Here is a 23,745-nt window from a genome sequence, read left to right on the forward strand (position 1 = left end):
CCGACAGCTACCTCGCCGGCCTTCACCTACGCGGAGCCATCTTGTGGATCCGAAGCCTTCAACCCATCTGAAGATCTGAACTCCGTACAGGCCCTAGAACAGGCCGTGCTGGGCCTTGTCGAAGAAGTTGTGGTGGATCACCATCCCCGACATCCCGTCGTCCATGTAGACGGCCTGGTTGCCGGCCGGTCCGACGTTCCTGAAGAGGTTGTAGGAGATCACGTTGTTCAGGTACGTGTAGTCGCGGCCCGCGTAGATCACCCCCTGGTCCGAGGCGTGCGTCACGAGGTTCTCGAACCTGTTGTGACTGATCTCCATGTCGTTGCCCATGATCTGGATGGCCATGTGCGGCGCGTCGTGGACGTTGTTGTACCTGAAGGTGTTGCCGACTCCGTACAGGTAGCCCGCCGGGGTGTAGGTGGCGAGCTTGGAGAAGTCGTAGATCTCGTTGTGCTCCACGACGTGGTCGCCGCGCTCCAGCGAGTCGCGGTCGCCGCCGGCCGTGAACACCCCGCCGCCGCCCAGGTCGTGCAGCCTGCTGTTGACCACCCGGTTGCGGTGGCCGCCCCGGCTGGTGCGGTATTCGGCGATGGCCGTGATCGCGTCGTTGGCCTCGCCGATCGCGACCGCGTCCATGCTGACGTTGAGGATCTCCAGGCCGTCGACGGTGCACGACTCCGCGTCGAGCAGGCGTACGCCGGTGCCGGTCGTGCCGTTGAGCCGCAGCCCCTTGAGCGTCACCCCCTTGACGTTCTCCAGCGTGAAGAACGGGGCGTCGAAGGAGGTCAGGCTGATCCGCTTGCCCTCGACCGTGCCGCCGGGCGGATAGTAGTAGAGGACGTCGCCGCCGTTCCAGCGGTCGATGTAGTACTCGCCCTCGGCGTCCAGTTCGCTCAGCACGTTCTGGGCCACGAACGACGTCCATTTGTCCGTGGCGGCGTACATCGTGGGGTAGCGGGTCCTGAGCTCGTCGCCGTTGACAGAGTCGATGCGTACGCGGTCGTTGGCATAGTTGTTGCCGAAATATCCGGACAGCCAGCCGTCGGTCTCGTACTTCGTGTTGTCGGGCGTCCCGCCGGGCGGGGCCCACGCGGCGGAGCGCTCCTTGAGCGCGGGGTCGACGGCGGTGTAGGCGGGGCCGGGCAGCTTCAGCATGTCCTCGTAGGGCATGGTGGTGCCGTCCGCGGTCTTGTCCGAGAAGTAGTCGCGGGCGCCCTTCGGCGCCTCCTTGACGGTGAGGTCGGCGCGGTCCAGCTTCTCGCCGCCGTTCGGGTACTGCGCCAGCGTCTGCGCCACGTCGTCGGTGATCAATTCGGGTGCGTACGGCTGCGGCTTCCAGTTAAACCCGTTCTTGTTGAGCCGCCCGGCCGGGATGCCCTCGGCGCCCAGGTCGTAGACGTGGACGTTCCCGTACACCGAGTCCCGGACCCGCGACCTCGACGACCACTTGGCCTCGCCCGCCGGGACGTCGCCCAGCCTGCGGAACTTCTCCGGCGAGAGCGTGGTGACCCCGGCGAACTCCACCCGCTCGCCCGGATAGGCGGCATAGGTGACGTAGGAGTTGCGCTTTCCGCTGAGCTGGATGGTGCTGGACGTCCGGTAGACGCCGCCCCTGATGCGCACCACCCCGGGGGAGCGGGCGTTCGTCCGGCCCGCCAGCGCGTCGCGGGCCTGCTCGACGGTCGCGAACGGGTCCTGCCGGGTGCCGTGGGCCCCGTCCCTGCCGTCCGGTGACACGTACACGGTAAGCGGGGCGGCTGTGGCCAGGGCTTCCGTCGCGGCGGTCGCCGGTAAGGCCGCGACCAGGACAACCAGCACACTTCTGATTCGACTGCGGCGCAACTTATCCCTCAATCGATAAAATATGACAGTTTTCGCCGACCGTAACTCCATCGCGCTGGGAAATCAATCGTTTGACCAACCCCTCCCGGGGTCAGCCGTTGTGCAGGTGGCGGAAGTCGTCCAGGCTCTGGCGGTAGAAGGCGAGATCGCTCTCCAGCTTCTGCCTGGTGAGGCGATGAGGCTCGGACTCCCGCAACGCCCTGCCCATCTCGCTCCAGAAGTCGTCAGGGGGGAGCTCGGCGGCGCCGCCGGGGAAGAACTTCAGCGCCTCGGCCACGGCGTCGGCGGCGAAGCGCCAGTCGGTCTCGATCTTGCCGAACTCCTCGGGGTCCGAGGGGTCCGCGGCGAAGAACAGCGCGCCCTCCAGAGCCCGGCTCGCGTAGGTGGCGGCGATGAGCACCCACTGGCCGGGGTCGATCAGCTCGGAGAGGCCGGTGCCGAAGATCAGCCCCGCCTGCCTCGCCACGACCTCGGCCTCCTCGGGAACCAGGACCTCCGTGTCGCCGAGCCGCACCACCCAGCCCTCGGCGTCCTCCTCGACGACCGCCCGGCGCGACGCGCCCGCCTCACCGCCGTCGGCCACCAGGTCGAAGTAGACGTACGCCTCCACGAGGGAACGGGCCAGACCGCGCTCAGGCATGCCGGCCCGCCAGGTCCTGGTAGGTGTCCCTGACGACGAGCAACCGGTCGAGCTGGAACCTGCCGGGGTCGGCCGCCCGCATCTGCTGCCCGCGCTCGGACCAGAACCCGTCGTCGGGCACCGCGTCCGCCCCGGGCGGCACGAACTTGACGATTTCCTCCACCGCCGCGGTCGCGACCCGCAGCGTGCGCCGGGCCTCGGCCCGGTCGTCCACCGGCACGTTGCCCGCGCTCAGGTCGGCCACCCACAACCATTCGCCCGCGTCGAGCAGCTCGGACGGCTCCGCCCCGCCGAACGTCGGATAGCCGGTGGGCAGCACGGGACGCTCCGGCAGGCCGAACAGGTATTCCCGGGCTGTCCCGCACTCCCCGCACACGCCGGAGTAGCGGTTGACCAGCCCATCCTCGACGCTTACCAGCCCGCTGTTCCAGGTCGTGTCGACCGACCCACACGTGCACGGGTGCAGGTCGAGGTAGAGATGCGCCTCATCCCTCGTCCGCGCCACCGCGAATGCCATAGCCGTCCTCTCCTCGGGAGTCCCATCATGCCGGAACGCGCGATCCCGGTCACACCGCCATCGTGCGCGCCGCTGCCGGTGCCTGCCCGTCGCGCAGGCCGCACTCGCACGGCCCGTCGGCGGGGCACCGGCAGTTCTCTTCTTCCGGCGGGTACCAGCCGGTCGTGTTGGCGAGCGTGCGCAGGCGGTCCATGTACGTCGGCCAGTCCTTGGGACGCGCGCCGTCCGCCAGCGTGGTGAGCTCGGCGGCCAGCGGCTGCGGGATGAGCTGCCACACCTGGGGGCGGGTGGTGGCGAGCAGGTCGTGGAGCACGCCGAGCCGGGCCGGCCGCTGGCGGGTGGTGGCCGCGCGTGCCTGGCGCACGGCCTCGTTCAGCTCGGCCAGGGCCGCGTGGTCGCCGGCGGCCGTCGCGCCCAGCGTACGGGCGACCGCCTCGGCGGCAGTCGCGGCGGCGGCCCGCTCGTTCGCGCCGATCGTCAGGTGGCCGTCGACCTGGAAGGTCAGCATGCCCGGCTGCGGGTCACCCGCAGTGCCGTCCACCGGGGCGGACCGTACCTCGACGGAGATGGGCGGGCGGCCGGGGATCACGATGTCCAGCAGGCCCGAGCCGTGGTCGTGGACGCGGGCGCCCATGAGCGCCGCGCCGCGCTCGACGGCCCTGGCCGCGGCCGTCTCCGGCAGCGTCGCATGGCCGCGGATCGCCGTGACGTCGGCAGGGGAGAGCTCGCCCGCCCGCGCCAGCGCCAGCAACCGGGGCGCGGCCCCGGCCTGGCCGGGCGCGAGGCCGGCCCGAGCCGCCTCGGCACGCAGCGCCTTGGCCGCGCCGCTCCACTCGCCCTCGGATGCCGCGCGGGCCAGCCCGCGCAGCCGCGCGAGCGTCGCGGCGTCGGCCACCCCGCCCGCCGGGCGGCCGTCCAGCGCGGCCGCGTGCGCGGCGATCTGCTCGGCCACCGCGACGATCCCGCGCCCGCCTCCGTCGGCGGGCACCCGAAGCGCCAGCCGTCCCCGCTCACGCGAGTCGACGGTCACGTCCGTGGCGCCCGGCGCGGCGTCGGCCAGCGCGACTGTGAAGGTCCCGCTCCTCGTGGACACCGTGAACTCGCCCGCGGGTCCCGCCGGAGCCACCTCGGCGACGCCGGCGGTCTGCGCCAGCCTGCCGAGCCCGGCCGGCGAGGTGTCCAGCCCCACGGGGCCTCCCCCGTTGAGCAGCCTCGCGATCCGGCCCAGCGGCTGAGGGGCGGCCGGCGCCCGCGGGCCCGTTCCCCACGGCGGCGCGGGTGGGGTGTGGCCGCGGCGTTCGAGGTCGGCCGCGATGGCGTCTATCGCCTCGGCCAGGCGCAGGCGCGTGGCCGGGTCGGAGGTCGCGTGCCACTTGCGCGACAGGTGGGCGTGCTCGTTCAGGCGGGGGAGCAGGCAGTAGTCGGTGCCCTCGGCCTGGTGCTCCGACAAGGAGGTCCTGATCACGCCCTGCGGCGCGCCCGACGACGCGGCGAGCGTCTCCTGCAGGACGTGCGAGAGCTCGTGCACCAGGACCGACGACACCACGTCCGGGTGCACGCGCGGCCAGAAGCGCATGATGTGCGGGTCGTCCGGCGTGCCCGCGCGCAACTCGGTGGAGGCGTCTAGCCCTTCGCCCGGTTCCCCGATCAGCACGCGGACGTGCTGGTCGGGCGCGGTGGGGACCTGGACGGTCACCACGTCGCCGTGCCAGGCGACGTGCGCGGCGGCGCCGCCCAGGTCGCCGAGGGTGATGTTCTGGCCGCGCAGCTCGTCCAGGGTCAGGTCGGGGACCCCGTCGGGCCGGGCCGACCGGCTGAAGGGCGTGCCCTCGATCGCGGGATCCGACATGGTCACCCCTTGGGCGACGCTTCCGCCCACCGGCTGGTTCTCCTCTTCCCGGTCGGCAGGCCAGGCCGGCTTGGCGGTGTCGAGCGCGAAGACGCCACGCGCCATCAGCTCTGCCTTGACCTGATGGGAGAAGGTGCCGGGGTTCTCGGAGTTCATGAAGACGTCGCGCAGATCGAGGCCGGCCTGGTCGGCGGCGTCCAGCACCGCGGGGGAGAGGGTGGCGAACGCCTCGGCGAACCCGCCGTCGGGGGTCTCGCTGTGCAGCGAGCCGTCAGGGGCGGCCAGGTAACGGTGGAGGCCGTCCGCCTCCCGGACCGCCACACGGGCCACCGCACCGCGTTCGCGGGCGGCCAGGCGCGCGTCCTGCAGGACCTGGATCAGCCCTTCGCGGCCCTGGGCCGGCACGAACTTGAACTTCGGCCATCCTTGATCAACGAGGGGCGTGAGCCGCACGTTCGCCTCCACCCGGGCGCGCAGCTCCTCGATCTCCTCCTCGAAGAGCGTCACGTCCACCCAGCCGCTGCTGGCGCCCGGCAGGTGGACCGGGTCGCCGACGACGCGCTCGTCGCCGTTCCGCCGCCGCGCCACGTGCTCGAAGGTGAAGTCGTAGTCCACCCTGAGCCGGACGGTGTAGGCCTGGCTGCTCTTCTCGGACTTGGTGCGCTCGCGGCGCCCTCCGTGGTGGTCGGTCACGCTCTCGGACGCCTGCTCCCCGGCCCGCACGCCGCCGTTGAGCCCCGATTGGCCGTCGCTCATGCTGCCGCTCTCGCCGACCGGCACCGCGCGACCGCGGGACACCGTCACGTTCTGCGCGTTGGCCGTCCTGTCGACCTCGCCCTTCTCCGCCTCGAACGGGCCGGCGAGGATGGTGAAGTCCGACATGCGGGCCCGAATCCTGACCTGGGCGCCCTGGTCCTTGAACTTCTGCCTGGCCACCCGCACGACGATGTCGCCGCCCGGCCCCGTCATCCGTTCGAACCCGGTCAGCAGCGCCTCCAGGGACAGCCGCTTGGTTATCTCGGACAGGCGTTCCGTGACCGTCTTGGCGCCCAGCATCTTCGTCAGCTGCGCGGTGACGACGTCGAAAAGGCTGGGTTTACGCGGGTCCTCCCACAGGGCGTCCGTGAAGAAGCCGGGGTGCAGCTCGACCTGCCGGGGATCGGACATCATGACGACCGGCCCCGGATCCTCGTCGGCGGGCCGAACCATGCCGATCGGGATGCGCCGCACGAGCGTGGCGTCGTATTTGACCGTGTAGGTGGAGGGGGGCCTGCGCCGGAGCTTGTCCGCCGCCCGCCGGGCCTTGGCCGGGATCTTGCCTCCACGCACCGGCGTGCGCGTGACCTCGATGACCAGCGTGGGCTTCTGCTTGACCCGGTTGATGCCGTTGAACCGGGCTAGCCGCTGCAGCCGCGTGCCCTGCTGGTTGGTGGAGCCCGTGTAAGAGCGGCCCCGGTCCGTCGACACGCCGGCCCCGCGGCCGTCGCCCTGGTCCGAACTGCTGTAGTCCATGCCCGCGGAGTAGGAGCCGTTGTACGACTCGGAGTGCGACAGGTCGGTGTAGCGGTAGCGCTGCATGATGACCCCGGCCTGCTTGAAGCGCGAGAGCAAGGTGGCCTTGCGGGAGTCGTCGGGTTTGCCGTACACCAGCCGGGTCGTGACCGTCACTTCCTCGGTGTGCCCGACCTGGGAGCCCGTCCGCACGTGGTAGCTCTTCTGGAAGCCGCGCGCCGAGAACATGCCGGGAACGTGGATCTTCACGGCATCCTGGGAGAAGTTGACGCTCAGCTCCTCAGCCAGGGTCGAGCTCCCGTCCACCGCCTCGGGGGCGGCGGCTCCCACGGCTTTCAGCACGGCGTCCGTGAAGTCGATGGGATTGCCTTGTTCGTCGGTCAGTTCGAGCGATTCCGTCGAGCCCAGGCCCATCCCATTCTCGTTCGACGGCGACACCACGACATCCCTGGAGCGCTCGATCAGGTCCGCCGCCTCGCTCAGCGTCTGGTCGAGTTGCTTCTCCTCGTTCGCCTGCCGGGCCGTGGTCGCCTTCGGGCCAAGGCCCGTCAGCTCCTGGAGCTTGGCGGCCAGCGCCCGCCGGGGGGTGCGGTCGGCGTACCCCACGTCCTCGCCGGCCCTTCGCGCCTTGGCCACGTCCATGACGTACCGCTGGACCACGGGCACGGCGAGGATCGGGTCGAGGGGCAGGCTGCCGTTGAGCAACCGCTCGATGGCGTCGGCCACCAGGGCACCCGGCAGCGGGAGCTCGCCTTCGGCGTACAGCTGCAGCGCCTCCTCCTCGGGAAGCAGGAACAGCCCGGTGCCCTGTGCCGGGGCCTCGCCGTTCTCGCCGAGCGGGACCCGGTCCCCCAGCGGCAACGCGTGCGCCGCGTTCTCCGAGCCGGTGAGGGTGAGGTCCACGTTGGCACGCAAGACGTACTGGCGGCCGAAGAAGATCGTGAGCTCCTCGGTGCCCCAGATGTCGAGGATCGACGTGGACTGGGAGGTGCCTCCCGACCGGGAAGGCAGCGAGAGCTTGCCGCCGTCGTTCGACGTGCCGCCGTCGTCGAGGTCGGAGACGTTCGTCGAGGCGCCGGCGGACACGCCGGACGACCCGCCCCAGGACACGCCGGCGCTGCCGAGCCCGAACAGGATGTCGCCGTTCACCTGGTCGACGACGCCCACCACATCCGTGTCGCCGACCTCGCCCCGCACCGTCAGCGACGAGCGGGTGGGCATTCCCCGGGTGCGGATCCCGAGACCGCTGGTGAGCATCCTCATCAGCGTCCTGGGGTGGGCGACGAGATTGCGCACGCCCAGGGTCGCCTTGATCATCTGGTACGCCACCGAATCCTCGCGCATACCTCTCGGCAGCACTTGCTTCGCCGCGGACTCCAGACTGCCGTGCGTGTCGAAGTGGATGAGCTTCGCCCTGGACAGCACCTTCCGCGACATCTTGCCGATGGACTGGGGCTCCGATCCGTCGTCCGGAGGAAGGTGGTCCGCCGCGAACAGCAGCTTGGCCCTACCACTTTCGGACGCCAGGGTGGTCGTATTCCCGTCGTGCACAAGCTTGGCGATCATGTCGTGGCGCACCGAGAAGCCCGCGACCAAGTCGGTGCTCTCGTGCAGGATGGGCACCACGTTGACCGTGTCGCCGTCACTCGAGCCCGCCGTACGGGTGCGGTTGCCGCCGGCGTTGACGCCCACCTCGTGCGACAGGCCGTCGTGCCCCTGGTCGGGGCCGTCGCTCTCGCTGACGGAGGCACCGCCCCCGTACGTCCTGGACCTGCTCGTGCCCTGGGCCGAGGTGTCGGAGCCGATTTCGAGGTTGACCACCGTCTCCGAATCCGTGTGCCCGAGGTACTTCACGTCGTCGAAGTCCTGCTTCAGCGACAGGTGCAGCACGTAGTGCTCCGGCGCGCTGTTCAGGCCGTGCATCATCAGGTCGACCTGAATGCCGTCCTGGGCCAGCGAGTCGTACGCGGACCTGATCCGGTGTTCGGACAGCTGTTCCTCGACCTCCTGGGCGTTGAGAACCTGGGAGGCGCGCGCGAGCAGGTTGGACGAGTACTGCGGCACTCCGTCCACGATCTTCGGGATGATCCCCCGCTCGGCGAGGTCGTCCATCACCTTGTCCCTGACGTCGTCCAGCCCGGCGATGTCCTGGACGAGGGCGGGGCCGGCGCCCCGCATCTGTCCCGGGCCGTCGCCGAGCCACACGGGCAGCTCGGGCTTGCGCCCCGGCGGCGGATCGGGATTCATGTCGCCGCGCAGCACCTGGTTGCCGTCCGCGTCGAGGAGCGGCTGCCCGTTCTTGTACATCAGCGCCGCGCGATCGACGGGCAGGCCGAAGCGGTAGGCGGCCGACTCCCGCATGCTGACCACCGCCTCACTGCGCACCGGCCGCAGCTTGACAGGCGGCTTGCCGATCAACTCCACGGTGAACGTGGTCACCACCACGAGCCGGTAGCTCTGCTTGTGGCTGGTCTTCCTGTGCACGCTCGGGTGGATGGCCTGCTTGTTGGCGGTGGACGAGTAGGACCGCGACGCCGACCGGGAGCCTCTGACCTGCGGCCCGATGGTGGGATGATAGTCGCCGACGCCGACCCCCTGCAGCGCGTCATGCTTGAACCCGGCCGAGGCACTCGCTTCCAGCGACCCGCCGGATGACGCGCCGCCCGGGGTCGCGACGAAGTCGACGAGCACCTCCTCCTCCCACTCGTCCGCGGTCGTCCCGCCCAGCGGCTCGCTCTCCACGAGCACGACCCGGCTCTTGGCGGTTACCTTCGCGTGCGGCTTGCCGTTCCTGGTGAAGGTCCGCTCCAGCTTTTTGTTGGCGGCATCGCGCAGCCGGTGGGGCAGCTCGTCGGTCACGAACGTGCGCAGCTGGTCGTGGGGGACGGCGCCGACCTTGGTGTACTCCCCGCCGAGCGTCGCCGCGATCTCGTCGAGGGCCCCCTCCAAGCCGTCCATGCTGGTGAGCACGTGGTTGGGGAGCTTCGGGTCCCGCTTGTCGTCGTCGATCCAGGCCAGCTTCCGCGGCGGCTGGTCGGTGAAGGAGTGCGAGACCCATATCCGCTGCGCGGCGGAATCGCCGGGTTTGCCGGAATTCACCACGGTGGTGTCCCGCCAGCTCTCGTCCTGCCCGGTGCGGATCTCGACAGTCCACGTCGCGGCGGCGTCGAACAGCAGCGACTCGCTCCTGTTGTCGGCGACGGAGCCGCCCTGCGCGTACATCCCCGCGCCGCCCGTCGCCGACCAGTTGCGCCCGGCGGCGACCCCGACGCCGACCCCGAGCAGCTCGACCAGCGTCCTGGGCACCTCGCCCTCGGCCAGGAGCTGAGCCAGGACGGAGCTGTCGAAGCCGACGTTCATCCCGCCGCTGCCCGACTCGGTGGCGGTGACCGTGCGGCCCGCCTGGAAGAACAGGCCGACCATCATCTCCGATGCCTTGACGCCCGGGTCGAGCACCTCGACGAGGTCGGCGAGTGAGAGCCTGACCCGCACTTCCGCCGCCCTGTCGCCGCGGCCGACGCGCAGCACGGCGCCGTCGGAGACGATCTTGTGGAAGTCGGCCCGCAGGGCGCGCTCCAGCTCGTCCGGGGTGAACTGGTGGCCGATCTCGTTGCGTTCCAGCATCTCGTTGACGGCGGTGGTGAGCGCGTTGAGGTGGGCGAGCCGGCCCGTCGGCATGGCCGTGGACAGGCTGTCCTTGTGCGGCAGCGCCTCGGCCAGCGCGTCCAGATAGCCCTTGTGATGCCGCCTGGCCTCGGCCTCCAGCGACCGGGCGATGGCGGCCATGCCGACCTCTCCTGGCCGGGTGGGCCCTCCTGGCTGGTTCATCGCCGCGAGCAGTTGCTCGTAGGTCTTCCGCGCCTTCGTCGCCTCCGCCAGCGCGGGGGCGTACGCCTGCGCGATCCTGGAGTGCCGCCGCTGCGTGGCCAGGTGCTTCCGCATCTCCTTCCGCGCCGTGCGGGCCCGCACGGACCGGCCCTGGTCGTGCTGCATCCGCGCCTGCACCGAGTCCCGCGCGGCCTTGCGGGCCTCCTTACCTGCCTCTTTCGCGCTGTCCTTCTTGGCGTTGATCTGCTTCTGGAGCGCATGCTCCGCCTCGATCAGCGCGTTGATGACGTCCTGAACCTCCTGGGTGGACGGGTGCTCGCCGGGTAAGGCCGGGGCGTGGCTCGGCCGGGTGGATTGTCCGGGCGCCCAGGGCGGCAGGGGCGGAGTGTGACCGCGTTCGCTCAGCTTGCGCGCCACGCCGTCGATGTCGACGGCGAGGAGCCGCTTCTCCGGGAGCGTCTGGGCCTGATGCCACTTCCCGGCCAGCAACGACAACTCGTTGTAGAAGGCGGGGACGCACGCGTCCTGCGTGGCCTCGCCGCCGCGCCGGCGCCGTAGGAAGCCCTGCCGCCTGCCCTCGCCGGCCGACCGCACTTCCTGCAGTGTGTCGGTGATCTCATGCAGCCAGACCCTGGACAGCTGGTCGGAGTCCACGCGGGGGTTGAAGTGCACCACGTGGGCTTCGTCCGGGCTCCTGCCCGATCTGATCTCGGTCTGGCCCATCAGATCCGAGGGCAGGCCGCCGATGACGGGGCGGAAGTGGTGGACGCCGTCCGTCTCCGTGTGGACCGCCAGCGTCCGGCGGCCCTCCGAATCCGTCGACCAGGTGAAGCGCTTGACGCCCTGGTCGAGGAAGTGGCGGGCGAGCCAGTTTCCTATCGAGCTCCGCACCTCGTCGAGGTCCAGGTCCGGGCCCTGGCGGCCGTCGGTCACGTACCTGGTGCCGGCGATCGGCCGCGACGTGACCGTCCCCGGCTTGCTCGTGTACGCCGGTGCGGCGGGGCCCTCGTCGGGTGCCGGGGCCGCCGCCGCAGGGGCGGCCGCCGCGGGGGCGGCCGGCTCCCCGGCCTGGGCGACCGTCAGCAGGGCGGTGGCCTCGGCCTGCAGGTCCGCGAGGTCCGAGACCTCCTCGGCCCGCATGTCCAGCGCGGAGCGGACGCGGCCCATGGTGGCCGCAGAGATCACGCGCACGCCCTCGGCGGTGGAGATGAGGAGGTCGCCCTCCGGGCCGATCACCGCGTCGGGGAAGTTCGTGGTGAGCGCGCCGATCAGCGCCGTACGGGCCCGGGTGGCGGCGGACACGGGCTGGCCAGCGGGGGCCGCCCCGTCGAGGGAGGTGACCGGGTGCCCGGAGCCGTCGTCGGCGAGCTGCGTCGAGCCGGTCGCGGCCTGGGCGTCGGGCACAACCTGAGCGTCGGGCGCAGTCTGGCCGTCGGGCGCAGCCTGGGCGTCGGGCACGGTCTGGCCGTCCGGCTGGGCGGGGCTGTTGTCGGAGTGTGCCGGGTCGGCGTCGGGTTGGCCGCTGTTGTCCGGGTGCGCGGGGTTGGCGTCGGGCTGGGCGGGGTCGCTGTCCGGCTGGGCCGGGTTGGCGTCGGGCGCGGTGGTGCCGTCCGGCGCCTGTCCCGCCGGCGGGGACTGCGGCGCGGCGTCGTCCTGGTCGGGAGCCGCCGTACGTGGGTCCGCCTGGTCGGGACCGTCGTCCCTGGAGCCCCGCCGGCGATCGGCCGCGTCCGGCTCCGGCGCGGAGGGAGCGCGCCGGCCGTCGCCGTCCCGGCTGCCGTCGGGCCTCGGGGTCGCAGGAGCGTCGGGCCTCGGGGCCGCCGGTGCGGTCGCCGGCCCGCCGGACCTCACGGTGGCGGGCGCCGCGGGATCCGGCTGGCGCACGTTTGCGGGCATGCCGGGCTGGGGGCCGCCGTTCGTGGGGCCGCCGCCCGTCGTGTTCCCGTCCGCCGTGCCCCCTGGCGGGCCACCCGCCGCGCGGACGGCGTCGGTGTGCGCGGCGATGTCGTACGCGGAGGCGAGAGAGGTGACCGGATGGGCCAGCGCGGTGTAGACCTCGGGGTTGAACGGGCTGATCGTCCCGGTGCGCCCGGCACCGCCCATGAAGCCGCCCAGGAGGGAATCGGTCGTGAACGGGTTCTGCCACTGGTCGTAGACCACGCCGTTGGCGATGAAGCTGCCGGCCGGGGAGGCGATCGTGTTGGTCAGGCCCGTGGTCAGGGCGCGGCCCGCGAATCCCGGCACGTGGCTGGTGACGCGGGACATGGGCCCGGCCAGCGCCGTGCCGAAGACCGCGCCGCTGCCCGCGCCGATGATCGAGGCGGCGGACTTGTCCCAGTTCCAGTCCTGGACGGTGCCCATCTCGCGCTGCTGGTACTGGGCGGCCGCGTCGATGAAGAACTCCTCGCCGATCTCCTCGATCAGCTCCCGGCCGATCGGCGAGACCAGCAGCCTGGCGATGAGGCCGCGCCCGGTGGCGCCGCTGAGCGCGGTCACCCTGGCCAGCTGCGTCACGCTCAGTTCCCTGCCGCCCAGGGTCATGAGCCTGACGAGGATCCGCGTGATGGCCGCGCGGGCCCCCGCCGCGTACGGCCCGATGATCGCGGTGGAGGAGCCGGCGGTGAAGAAGGCCACGAAGAGGGCGATCGCGATCGCGACGACCGTCACCCAGAAGGCCACGTTGACGGAGAGCTTGGAGTACTGCGTCTCGACGGCGAAGTTGCTGGCCTGCTGCGAATAGGCCCGCGCGTTCCCGGACACCCCGGACAGCCCGCCCTCGTGGCCGTACAGGAAGGTGGCCCTGGTGACGAAGTTCGCGGTCGCGGGTGAGATCCACCCGTCCAGGAGGACGCGCGTGGCCGCGCCCGCGGCGGGCGCGGAGCTGACGGATCCCTCGGCCAGATCGTCGTACGCCGCGGACAGCTTCGACAGCCCGCTCTCGCTGGCGCCCGGCCATTTCTGCCCGGCCGACAGCAGGGGGATCAGCCAGTAGACGACCCAGTCGGGCAGCTCCTCGGTCTCCCACGCGGGGAGGACGTCGCTGTCGATGCGGACCGCGGGCTGCGAGGCGGCCAGGCCGCCGCCGTTCTGGCTGCCGGAGCCGTGGACGCCGGTATCGGCGTTGACCGTCACGTCCTGGGCCTCAGATCTCCCGCACCAGCCCGGCCGCCATGTCGCGCTTGATGTCGAGATCCATCTTCAGGGTGTTGTCGACGGCCGTGCGCACTCCGCACCCCGCGCCGGTGATCTCCTGAGCCAGCTGGGTGCACTGGCTGAGCATCTGGGTGGGGCCGCCGTTGCGGAAATGGGCGGCCCTGAACGCCTCCCCCTCGGCGCCAGGACCCCATGGAGCGGCGTCGAGCGCCTCCTGGACCTTGGCGACCAGCCTCGCCGACTCGCGTTCGAGGTCTTCGGCCATCGCCGACCACTCGGAGAGCCCACGGTCCACGGTGGTCTTGGTGATCTGTGTGCCGTCCCAGAGTCTCATCTTTCACCCTCCATCCGCTCGGCGAGCTGCGTCAGGGCGGTTTCGACGTCGCCGTCGAGGTGTGCCTCGAGCTCCGCCCGGGGGATCACCGGCTCGAGGATCTCCGTGATGCGCTCCCGGGCGCCGGCCGCCGCCCGCTGAGCCGTCTCGACGATCGTGTCGGCCAGCTGCCGCGCCTCGGGCCGCCGGTAGATGCGCGGATCCAGGTCGAGCCGGACGAGCTCGCCGCGCGGACCGACCGTGACCGACACCAGGCCGTCGCGCGACTTCTCGGTGACCTGGACCGCTCTGGCCTGGGCATGCAGCTCCACGCCCGCGTCCTGGATCTGCCGGAACATGTCGCGCAGCTCGTCGGCGTATGCCCTCATCGCCGCCGAATCGGGCTGGTCAAGCGAATCCATGACACCCCCTGAAGCCGGGCCTCCCCCACGGGAAATCCTCTTACGGAACTTCCACGTTTCTAGTTAGTTTCCGTCACATGAACACCATGAGACAAGACTGTGTTCAAAAGTGTTGTTTCGCGACATTTAGTGGTTCGGCGTGTTCGTGGAGATCCGTCACCTCGGCCCGGGGCACCCAGAGGCGGTACACACCCCGCTCGACGCGCTCCAGCCCGAGCTCCACCGCCGCGGGCGCGGACCCGCCCAGGTACTCGAGCAGCAGCCGCCCGTCACGCTCGTCGTGCACGTCGAAGCGCTCTCCCCGCCAGGTGCACACCGTCGTCACGAAGTGCAGGGACGCGCACTCGGACACGGGCACCGGGCGCACGTGGCAACCGGGCTCGACCTCCTCGAACCCGTCCGCCGGCTCAGGGCTGCGCAGCCGGATCCACAGCTCCGCAGAGTGCGGCTCGGGGCTGGCCACGTAGTCCATGCCCTGCCAGCGGGCCCGGTAGAAGTGCCGGCTCATCCCGTCCGCCTCCCGACCAGCAGCCATCGCCCCAGGTCGCCGTGGTAGATGGCGCGCCGGTGCTCCGTCCCTCTGAAGGTGAGCTCCCAGATCTCCGCGCCGTGCGGCAGGCCCACGCCGTAGACCTTGTACTCGCGGATGACGTGGTCGACGTTCGGCACCAGGCCCATCCCCACGAACGGCGGCTCCTCGACCACCCAGCCCGCCACCGCGGCCCTGCCCTCCTCGTCGGTCCCGCCGTAGGGGGTGCGGTAGCCGTCCAGGCCCACGGGGCGCCAGCGCAGGATGTTCAGCGAGCCGTTCTCGGTCAGCAGGTCCGGCTGCCCCAGCGCCTCGGCGAGCACGACGGGCGTCGCGATGTGCGAGACGTCCAGGGCGTGATGGCAGTAGCCGGAGACGCGCGGCTCGCCCCCGGTCAGCAGGTCATGGACGGCGGCGGGGGACAGCAGCTTCTGGACCGCCGGCACCCCCGAGGCGGGATCGAGCATGAGGTCCTGGGCCAGCGTGGGCACCGCCAGCCTGGCCACCGTCCCGGACTCCAGCAGGAAGGCGGCCGTCAGCCCCGGATTGATCGCCAACCCCCATCGCGGGTCCGGCCAGCCGGCCGCCAGCTCGACCAGGGACAGGACGCGGCAGTGCGTGGCGACGCCCCCGGTGGCCAGCCGCATCGCCTCCACGGAGGTGTAGGCCAGCAGCCACGTCCGCTCGGCGTCGGCGGCGGTCGCCCACGCGGGGGCCTCGGTCCCGGCCGCCGCGGCGGCGGTGATCGGCAGCGCCAGGTCCGCTTCGCGGAGCAGGCTCAGGCACAGCGCGCCCTGCCCGTCCCGGTGCGCCGCCCACAACCGCTCCTCGAACGGCGTGGCCGGTTCGTGATCACTCGACGTCATCCGCCCAGTTTGCCGGAGCGGACCGCGTCAACCCAGGGCGTGATCGAGGTTGAAGGCGGCGCTGATCAGCGCCAGGTGGGTGAACGCCTGGGGGAAGTTGCCGAGCTGCTCCCCTGAGCGTCCGATCTCCTCGGCGTACAGGCCCAGGTGGTTGGCGTAGCTCAGGATGTTGTCGAAGACCCGGCGGGCCTCCTCCACCCGGCCCGCCCTGGCCAGTGCCTCGACGTACCAGAACGTGCAGATCGAGAACGTGCCCTCCGAGCCCTGCAGCCCGTCGGGGCTGACCTCGGGGTCGTAGCGGTAGACCAGCGCGTCGGAGACCAGCCCGTCGGCGAGCGCGTCGAGCGTGGACAGCCATTTCGGGTCCATGGGCGAGACGAACTTGGCCAGGGGCATCATCAGCACCGAAGCGTCCAGCACGTCCTCGCCGAAGTGCTGGACGAAGGCGTTCAGCGAGGCCGAATAGCCGTGCCGCATGATCTGGCGGTAGATGCCGTCGCGGGCCTCGCGCCAGCGCGGTATGTCGGCCGGGAGCCCGCGGTGGATGGCCATGCGCATGGCCCGCTCGATGGCGACCCAGCACATGAGCCTCGAGTAGACGAAGTTCTTGCGCCCGCCTCGGGTCTCCCAGATGCCTTCGTCCGGCTGGTCCCAGTTGCCGGAGACCCAGTCGACCAGCGTGCACAGCTCGTCCCAGCGGTCGCTGGAGATGGGCTGGCCCCACTTGTCGTACAGGTAGACGGAGTCGATGAGCGCGCCGTAGATGTCCATCTGGAGCTGGCCGGCGGCGGCGTTGCCCACGCGTACCGGGGCCGATCCACGGTAGCCCTCCAGGTGGGGGAGCTCGCGCTCCGGGAACTCGACGCGGCCGTCGATGCCGTACATGATCTGCAGCGGGCCCGACGGGTCGCCGCGGCCGAGCGTGACGTGCTTCGACAGGAAGCTCATGAACGCCTCGGCCTCCTCGGTGAAGCCCAGCCTGAGCAGCGCGTACACGCAGAAGGCCGCGTCGCGCACCCACACGTAGCGGTAGTCCCAGTTGCGCGGGCCGCCGATCTGCTCCGGCAGGCTCGTGGTGGGAGCCGCGACGATGCCGCCGGTCGGCGCGTACGTGAGCAGCTTCAGCGTCAGCGCCGAGCGGTGCACCATCTCCCGCCACCTGCCGCGGTAACGGGAGCCGGACAGCCACTTCCGCCAGAACCGGACTGTATCGGTCAGCTCCCGCTCGGCCTCGGCGAACGCGCACGACTTCGGGCCGAGCCCCGTGTCCGTCCGGTCGAGCGCGAAGACGGCCTGCTCGCCCTCGGAGAGCGTGAACTGCGCACGCACGTCACGCCCGTCGCTCTCCAGCGGCACGGTGGAGGTCAAGGTCAGGGAGAGCCCGGATGCTTCGAACGTGACCCGGTCGTCGTGCATGCGCACGGTGTGCTCCTGCGCGGCGTAGTCGAACCGGGGCGCGACCAGCACGCGGAACGGCAGCGAGCCGCGCACGCACACCAGCCGCCTGACCAGCCGGTGCCGGTCGGCCTCGTGCGTCTCCTCCTCGACGACCGGCATGAAGTCCTGGACCTCGGCCATCCCCTCGTCCGCGAAGAACCGGGTGACCAGCACGTTCGTGTCGGGGATGTAGAACTGCTTGGTCCGCATGTCGAGGTCGGCGGCCAGTTCGAAACAGCCGCCCCGCTCGGTGTCCAGGATCGAGCCGAACACGCTGGGCGCGTCGAAGCGCGGGCAGCAGTACCAGTCGATCGTGCCGTCCGTGCCGACCAGGGCGACCGTTCGCAGGTCGCCGATCAGCCCATGTTCGCCGATCGGCAGATATCCCATGACATCAAACTAGACCCGTCAAGGTCGGCAGTTGCCAAAACATCCGGCAAGGGATGTACTGCGTCGTGGGTCCGGACGGCCTCGGGGAGATTGCCACGATGGATTTCTCGATTCTGGGCTCCTTGCGCGTACAAGGCGCAGATGGGCCCGTTCGGCTGAGCGCCAAGCAGCGCGCGGTGCTCAGCGTCCTGCTGCTCCATCCCAACGTCGTGATTTCAACCGAGCGCTTGGTCGCCGCCGTCTGGGACGACCCGCCGCGCTCGGCCGTGGCCAACCTCCAGACGTACGTCTCCCAGCTGCGCCGCGTCGTGAGCGGCACCGCCCTCCGCCTGCGCACGGAGCCCGCCGGGTACGCGTGCGAGCTCTCGCCCGGCCAGCTCGACCTGCTCGCGTTCGAGGAGGTCGTACGCCGGGCCCGGCGCGCGCGGCAGGCGGGCGAGCACCAGGCCGCGGAGCAGGCCTACAAGGTGGCGGTGTCCCTGTGGCGGGGCAGGCCCGCCGAGGACAGCCGGCTCGGCAGCGCGATGGAGCCCAGGATCGCCGAGCTGGAGGAGCAGCTTCTCCTGGCCAGGTCCGAGTGGATCGACGTCCGGCTGGAGCTCGGCGGCGAGGACCTGGTGGTCGAGCTGCGCACGCTGGTCGCCGCCCACCCGCTGCGCGAGCGGCTGTGGGCGCAGCTCATGCTGGCCCTGCACAAGACCGGGCGGCGCAGCGAGGCGCTCGACGCCTTCCGCCAGGCCCGCGCGGTGCTCAGCAGCGAGCTGGGCATCGAGCCGGGCCGCGAGCTGGCCGACCTGCACGCCGCCCTGCTGGCCGGCGATCCCGCGCCCAGCGCCACGGCCGCCCCGCGCGTGCCGCTGTGCCAGCTGCCCGCCGACACCTCCGACTTCGTGGGCCGCAAGGCCGAGCTGGACGTGCTGCTCTCCGCCGCGCGGGCCCGGCCGGAGCGGATGTCGCCGCCCATCGTGGTCGTGTCGGGGCTGCCCGGAGTGGGGAAGACCACGCTCACCGTGCACGCGGCGCACCTGTTACGCGCCGACCACCCCGACGGGCAGGTCTTCCTGCGGCTGGGCCGGGACGCGGCCGGCCCGCGGCGGCCCGAGGACCTGCTCGGCGAGCTGCTGCGCTCGCTGGGCGTGGACGGCACGCTGGTCCCGGGGCCGCTGGAGGAGCGGGCGAGCCTGCTCAGGCAGCGCCTGGCCGACATGGCCGTGCTCATCGTGCTCGACGACGCCCAGGACGAGACGCAGGTGCGCCACCTGCTGCCGGGCACCGCGCGAAGCTGCGTGCTGGTGACGTCCAGGTCGCGGCTGCCCGCCCTTGAAGGGGCCACCCAGCTGCAGCTCGACCTGCCCGGCGAGCACGACGCCCGGCTGCTGCTGGAGCAGGTGGCGGGCGGGGCCCGCTTCCGCGCGGCGCCGGAGGCCGCGCGCGCGATCCTGAAGGCCTGCGGGCTGCTCCCGCTGGCGATCAGGGTCGCGGGCGCGCGGCTGGCGATCCGGCCCTCCTGGCCGGTCGGCGTGTTCGCCAGCAGGCTCGAGGACCGGCGGCTCGACGAGCTGATCGTGGGCGGGCTGGACGTGCGGGGCACGTTCGGGGAGAGCTACGCGGCCCTGCCGGAGCCGGCGCGGCGGGCGTTCCGGCTGCTGGGGCTGGCCGACCTGGGGAGCATCGCCGAGTGGTCGGCGGCGGCCCTGCTCGGCTCGTCCGGGCTGGAGGCGGACGCGGCGCTGGAGACGCTGGTCGCCAGGGGCATGCTCGACTCGGGCGAGGTCGACGGGGCGGGGCAGCCGCGATACCGGCTGCACGACCTGTTACGCGTGTACGCCGAAGAGCGGGCCCGGGTCGAGGACGACCTGGAGGAGCAGCGGGCGGCGCTGACCCGGCACGTGCTGGAGTGCCTGCGCCGGCTCAGGGCGGCCACCAGAGACCTGCCCATCCCGACGGCGCCGCCGTACCCGCAGGCGCAGGGGCCGGACGAGGTGGGCGACGGGGTGGGGATCGCGTGGCTGGCCGCGGAGCGCAGGACGCTCGTCCACAGCGTGTCGGCGGCCGTCGAGCTCGGGATGGCGGAGGAGGCGGCCGAGCTGGCGCACCACCTGTCGGCGTACCTGAACCTGGAGGGGTTCTTCGACGACGTGGAGCGGCTGCAGCGGATCGTGATCGAGGCGGCGCCGAGCGAGCGGATCGCGCTGCGGGCCGAGCTGGTGCTGGCCGGGGTGCCGCTGTCGCGCGGGGCCTACGGGTCGGCGGGGGAGCACTTCCGCCGGATATATCAGGACTGTTTGCGGGTCGGGGACTCCCACGGGGCCGCGTACGCGCTGATCAACCGGGCGGCCTGCCTCCACGGGGCGGGGCTGTTCGAGGAGGGGCTGGACGACGCGTACCGGGCCATCGCCCTGCTGGAGGAGCTGGGCGACGAGGGCGGGCTCGACTACGCCTGGACGTGGCCCGTCTACATCCACATGGAGCTGGGCCGGTACGGCGAGGCGGTCCGGCTCTGCCAGGAGCGGCTGGCCAAGGCGGGGGAGGACCGGCGGGCCCGCGGCGACCTGCTGCGTGCCCTGGGCATCGCCCACTACCGGCACGGCGAGGTGACCGACGCCGTGTGGTGCTACCAGGAGAGCCTGGTGATCAGCGAGATGATCGGGGATCGCGTCGCGGCCAGCAAGGGGTTGCGCAGGCTCGGCGAGGCGCTGGGGGCGCTCGGGCGGTTCGACGAGGCCGTGGAGGCGCTCGACCGGGCCAGGTCGCTGTTCCGCGAGTGCGGGGACGGGCTGGGGGAGGCGCTGGCCACGTACGCGCTGGGCGAGGTGCGGCTGCGGCAGGGACGCGCCGCGGAGGCGCTCGGCCTGCTGGTCACCGCCCGCGACGGGCTCGGGCCCGGCGGGCCGCCGACCTGGCGGGCCCGCGTGCTCAGGGAGCTCGGCCGCGCGTACGCCGAGCTGGGGGAGCACCCGTGCGCGGCGGCGGTGTGGCGCGAGTCGGCCGAGCTGTTCGAGAGCGGGCCGGAACGGGCACAGGTCGAGACCTTCCTGAGCGCGGACCAGGACTGACCCGACCGGGTGGCCCTACTCGGCCGGGCGGTGCCGCACCACGGGGACGGTTTCGAGGCCCGACTGCCGCGCCGCCCGCCGGGCGCTTCCCGGTGTGGGGCCCTCGCCCACGATCTCGCCGTCGGCCAGCGCCACCCACACGCCTGCCGGGATCACGTCGCCCAGCGCCCGCTCCACCACCGGCCGCGACGGCGCCGGCACGGGGCGGGTGCGCCAGAAGAGCCACTGCGCGACGATGAGCGGGCCGAGCGGGGTCAGCAGCGGGATCGCGCCGCTCCCGGACAGGAAGGCCGTGGCCGCGACGGCCAGCAGCGCGGCGTCGATCCCGGCCGCCAGCCAGCCGGCGACCCTGCCGTACCTCTTGTACGCCACCAGCGGCCACAACGTGAGCATGAGGCAGTCGCCCAGCCCGACGAGCGAGGCGTCGGCGCCGTAGCGGGTGGCCAGCACCGGCGCGAACGGCAGCCCGTCCAGCCGCGCCACGAAGTCGAGCGTGAGCGAGCTGAGCCCGGTGGCGAGCGTGTCGTAGCAGGTCAGGGCGGCGGCCAGGGCGGCCACCTGGGCCGGGGTGACGGCCGTCTGGACCCAGAGGTTGACCACGCCGACGACGAGCAGGATCACCGCCACGTCGTTCAGCACGAGGACGGCGGGCTCCCAGCCGGCGAAGTACGCGGCCACGTCGCCGCCGCACAGCACCGCTGCCGCGATCGCCGCCGTCCGCCCGCCGAGCACCGGCGCCAGCGTGAGCTGCGCGAGCGTGAACACCACCACGCCGAAGATCGTCACGACGATGCCGACGGGGATGTGCAGGTACGCGAACGGCATCGCCACCAGGGCCACGATCATGACGGCGATGTCGGACCCGACGAACTTGCCGACCGGCGGGCGCGGGATCTCGTACCGGGACAGGAACAGGGCCGCCAGCGCGACGGTCAGCGCGATGAGCGTGTGCAGGCCCAGGACGTGCGCGGTCATCGGGCTCCGATCGGGAGGTGCACTGCGTGCTCGAAGCTCTGCTCGATCAGGTCCGCCCGGACGTGGCAGGGGCGCGGCAGGTCGTCGGGGCTCTCGACCAGCACGATGCCCTTGAGCTCCGTCGCGGCGGCCCGCTCCTCCAGCCGGCCGAGCAGCGCCGGGTCGTCCTTGCCCGACACGACGTGCAGGATCCCGTCCTCGACCGCGAACCTGGTCGGCAGCGGCAGCGCGTGCTCGGCCTGCAGCAGGTCCAGCACGTCACGGGTGGTCACGTCGCCGTCCACGGCGCGTCCCAGGATGCGGGAGGTCGCCGGGATCGCCGCCAGGGCGCACGTGGGCGGCTCGGGCAGGGTTCTGACCAGGTCACCGGTGACGTACCGGAGCAGCAGCGTGGTGTCACGGAAGGTGGAGTACGGGGTGATGACCAGGACGCCGAGCGCGTCCGGCCCGGCGGGCTCCATGGTGACCGGGTCGAGCACCTCGATCAGGCCCTGGTCGGACGGAAGATGCAGGTGGCCGTCGTCGCAGACCCGCCCGGTGACGGGCGCGACCTCGGTCATGGAGTAGCCGTCGTAGACCCTGGCTCCCAGGGCTTCCTCGGCGCGCAGGCGCAGCGCGTCGGTGAGCACCTCGCCGCCGGACGTCACTTCGACCAGCCCGAAGTCGCGCGGGCTCCAGCCGCCGCGCTCGGCCTCCTGCACCAGCGCGGCCAGGTAGGAGGCGGTCACGTTCAGGTGCGTGATCAGGGGCTGCTTGCCGGGGACGTGCATCGGGGTGGCCAGCCGGTCGAGGGTGGCGCGCGGGTCGATCATGCCGAGGTGCACGAAGCCCGCGCCCGTCATCGGCACCGCCCGCTCGGCCACGATCTGGGCGATGGAACGGGAGCTGATGGCGTTGGCCCACAGGTGCTCGGAGCGCAGGCCGCCGTTCAGCATCGCGGCGAGCGCCGCCATCGACGACATCAGCTCGATCTCGTACGCGGAGAACCACACGAGCGTGGGGCTGCCGGTCGTGCCGGTCGTGTGCGCGAGCACGGCGGGACGGGCCAGCTCGGAGACGAACGCGGCGGACATGCCGCGCAGTGCCTGCTTCGGGGTGGGGGCGATGCCGGCCAGGTCGTCCGACTCGAGACCGCGGTAGTACGGGACCTCCGCGCGGGCGTGCCTGATCGTCCGGCGCAGGCGCCGCTTCGTGAGGTCCTCCTGGATCTCCGGGTCGGCGGCGGCGAGCATGTCGTCGGAGCCCTCACCGGGCGATCCGAACGCCTCCATGGTCGCCCGCGTGTCCTCCACCAGCGCCCGCACGTCCTTGATCCGGAACCTGCGGCCGGACATCATCGTCCACGCGTAGCCCAGTTGCCGCACCGCTGTGCCGAACACGCCTCGCCCTCCTGTCGCGATGGTGCAGTGTGTCCCCCGGGCCCGGAGCGCCCGGGGGACACCCGGGTGTCAGCCGTTGAGGACGAAAACCGCGGTCGACAGCGTGCTGATGGCGTACTTGGCGTACCGGCGAACGGTCTTGACCATGGGACTCTCCCTCGTTGTGCGGGACGAGGGGCTTCTCGCGCCCCTCTGCCGTAAACGATCAGCCCGGGGCCTACAGGGCCGCTACAAGCCCGCTACAAGCCGGCGTCGCCGCAGCACCAGGCCGGTTGCGGAGGCGAGGACGAGCAGGGACCCCACCGCCACCAGCACCCGCCCGTCGGGCCCCGCCTCACCACCGCCACCCGTGTCGGCTCCGCCCGCGGGGGTGCTGGTCTTCGTAGCCGTCTCGGTGGGGCTGGCGCTCGGGCTGGTGGTCTCGTCGGTTCCGGGGCTCGGGCTCGTGGTCTCGCCGGTTCCGGGGATGGTGAGGGGGTATTCCGTCCGGGCGTCCTCGTTCTTGACCTCGCACTCGATCACGCGCTCGCTGGGGCGAGGGCCGAAGTTGATGGAGGCCGCGTGAACGGTACCGGTGCCCGCTTTGTTGGCTGTCGTCTTCATGTTGACCGTCGTCGCGGGGAGCGGGATGGGTGCCCCGGGGATGATCGGCCCGATCGCCGCGACGCCGGTGGCCGACGTCAGCTTGTCGATGCCGCTGATGCCCGCGTACGCGTACAGGTTGAGGTCGTCCTCCAGGCCCGTGGCGGGTGCGCGTAACTCGGAGCCCTCGACGTACGAGCCGTGCCAGCCGATGGCCATCTCCTTGCCCACCTGCGCGTCCGTCGGCACCGTCAGCTCGACCTGGACCTTCACGTCCTGCGTCTCGCCCGTGGCGCTGACCTTGCAGGCGTACTCCACGACGTCTGCCCCGGCGGAGGCGGACGAGAGCAACAGGGTGGCGGCTGGGACGAGCAGCAGAACACGCACGGCGACTCCTTGCGACGGATGGGGACCATGAGGAGACGGGGCGCGGGGACGCCTGGTTGACAGCTCCG

At 71.8% G+C, this 23,745-nt stretch carries 13 protein-coding genes; 1 reads left to right on the top strand and 12 read right to left on the bottom strand.

All coding sequences use genetic code 11. The features are described from left to right. Positions 1–93: 93 nt before the first annotated feature. The 9 genes from ACIBI9_RS43410 to ACIBI9_RS43450 form a co-directional block, all read right to left on the bottom strand. Positions 94–1,818, bottom strand: coding sequence for a right-handed parallel beta-helix repeat-containing protein (locus ACIBI9_RS43410; RefSeq protein ID WP_397231565.1), 1,725 nt, complete (start codon positions 1,816–1,818; stop codon positions 94–96). A gap of 115 nt (positions 1,819–1,933) precedes the next feature. Beyond that, positions 1,934–2,482, bottom strand: a complete 549-nt coding sequence (locus ACIBI9_RS43415) for a hypothetical protein (protein WP_397231567.1) — start codon at positions 2,480–2,482, stop codon at positions 1,934–1,936. Beyond that, positions 2,475–2,999: a hypothetical protein gene (locus tag ACIBI9_RS43420; RefSeq protein ID WP_397231569.1), complete on the bottom strand. Its 525-nt coding sequence runs from the start codon at positions 2,997–2,999 to the stop codon at positions 2,475–2,477. The genes ACIBI9_RS43415 and ACIBI9_RS43420 overlap by 8 nt, the downstream gene beginning before the upstream one ends. A gap of 49 nt (positions 3,000–3,048) precedes the next feature. Beyond that, entirely contained in the window at positions 3,049–13,320 is a 10,272-nt protein-coding gene (locus ACIBI9_RS43425; RefSeq protein WP_397231571.1) for a hypothetical protein, read from the bottom strand. Positions 13,321–13,330: 10 nt separating this feature from the next. Next, positions 13,331–13,675, bottom strand: coding sequence for a hypothetical protein (locus tag ACIBI9_RS43430; protein ID WP_397231573.1), 345 nt, complete (start codon positions 13,673–13,675; stop codon positions 13,331–13,333). Continuing rightward, the gene (locus tag ACIBI9_RS43435) at positions 13,672–14,076 is read right to left on the bottom strand and encodes a YbaB/EbfC family nucleoid-associated protein (protein WP_397231575.1); all 405 of its coding nucleotides are present in this window, start codon (positions 14,074–14,076) and stop codon (positions 13,672–13,674) included. The genes ACIBI9_RS43430 and ACIBI9_RS43435 overlap by 4 nt, the downstream gene beginning before the upstream one ends. Before the next feature lie 103 nt (positions 14,077–14,179). Continuing rightward, entirely contained in the window at positions 14,180–14,584 is a 405-nt protein-coding gene (locus ACIBI9_RS43440; protein WP_397231577.1) for a hypothetical protein, read from the bottom strand. After that, positions 14,581–15,471: an SseB family protein gene (locus ACIBI9_RS43445; protein ID WP_397231579.1), complete on the bottom strand. Its 891-nt coding sequence runs from the start codon at positions 15,469–15,471 to the stop codon at positions 14,581–14,583. Before ACIBI9_RS43445 ends, ACIBI9_RS43440 begins: the two co-directional genes overlap by 4 nt. 27 nt (positions 15,472–15,498) lie before the next feature. After that, a complete protein-coding gene (locus ACIBI9_RS43450; protein ID WP_397231581.1) occupies positions 15,499–17,298 on the bottom strand; it encodes a glycoside hydrolase family 15 protein in 1,800 nt (599 codons plus the stop codon). A gap of 98 nt (positions 17,299–17,396) precedes the next feature. Between ACIBI9_RS43450 and ACIBI9_RS43455 the strand changes: the two genes are divergently transcribed. Further along, positions 17,397–20,354 (top strand): BTAD domain-containing putative transcriptional regulator, encoded by a 2,958-nt coding sequence (locus ACIBI9_RS43455; RefSeq protein ID WP_397231583.1) that lies wholly within the window; start codon positions 17,397–17,399, stop codon positions 20,352–20,354. A 15-nt stretch (positions 20,355–20,369) separates the two neighbouring features. Here the strand turns inward: ACIBI9_RS43455 and ACIBI9_RS43460 are convergent, their stop codons facing one another. The 3 genes from ACIBI9_RS43460 to ACIBI9_RS43470 all read right to left on the bottom strand — a co-directional run bounded on the left by ACIBI9_RS43460 (position 20,370) and on the right by ACIBI9_RS43470 (position 23,677). Then, complete coding sequence (locus ACIBI9_RS43460; protein ID WP_397231585.1) at positions 20,370–21,329, bottom strand: hypothetical protein; 960 nt, start codon at positions 21,327–21,329, stop codon at positions 20,370–20,372. Beyond that, complete coding sequence (locus ACIBI9_RS43465; protein ID WP_397231587.1) at positions 21,326–22,708, bottom strand: phenylacetate--CoA ligase family protein; 1,383 nt, start codon at positions 22,706–22,708, stop codon at positions 21,326–21,328. Before ACIBI9_RS43465 ends, ACIBI9_RS43460 begins: the two co-directional genes overlap by 4 nt. Before the next feature lie 228 nt (positions 22,709–22,936). Next, entirely contained in the window at positions 22,937–23,677 is a 741-nt protein-coding gene (locus ACIBI9_RS43470; protein WP_397231589.1) for a hypothetical protein, read from the bottom strand. Positions 23,678–23,745: the final 68 nt, after the last annotated feature.

Source organism: Nonomuraea sp. NPDC050451 (assembly GCF_044458585.1).

Bases quoted from the DNA above. Each gene is read 5' to 3' on its own strand.
- ACIBI9_RS43415 (WP_397231567.1), bottom strand. From the start codon at position 2,482: ATGCCTGAGCGCGGTCTGGCCCGTTCCCTCGTGGAGGCGTACGTCTAC.
- ACIBI9_RS43420 (WP_397231569.1), bottom strand. From the start codon at position 2,999: ATGGCATTCGCGGTGGCGCGGACGAGGGATGAGGCGCATCTCTACCTC.
- ACIBI9_RS43430 (WP_397231573.1), bottom strand. From the start codon at position 13,675: ATGAGACTCTGGGACGGCACACAGATCACCAAGACCACCGTGGACCGT.
- ACIBI9_RS43435 (WP_397231575.1), bottom strand. From the start codon at position 14,076: ATGGATTCGCTTGACCAGCCCGATTCGGCGGCGATGAGGGCATACGCC.
- ACIBI9_RS43440 (WP_397231577.1), bottom strand. From the start codon at position 14,584: ATGAGCCGGCACTTCTACCGGGCCCGCTGGCAGGGCATGGACTACGTG.
- ACIBI9_RS43445 (WP_397231579.1), bottom strand. From the start codon at position 15,471: ATGACGTCGAGTGATCACGAACCGGCCACGCCGTTCGAGGAGCGGTTG.
- ACIBI9_RS43450 (WP_397231581.1), bottom strand. From the start codon at position 17,298: ATGGGATATCTGCCGATCGGCGAACATGGGCTGATCGGCGACCTGCGA.
- ACIBI9_RS43455 (WP_397231583.1), top strand. From the start codon at position 17,397: ATGGATTTCTCGATTCTGGGCTCCTTGCGCGTACAAGGCGCAGATGGG.
- ACIBI9_RS43460 (WP_397231585.1), bottom strand. From the start codon at position 21,329: ATGACCGCGCACGTCCTGGGCCTGCACACGCTCATCGCGCTGACCGTC.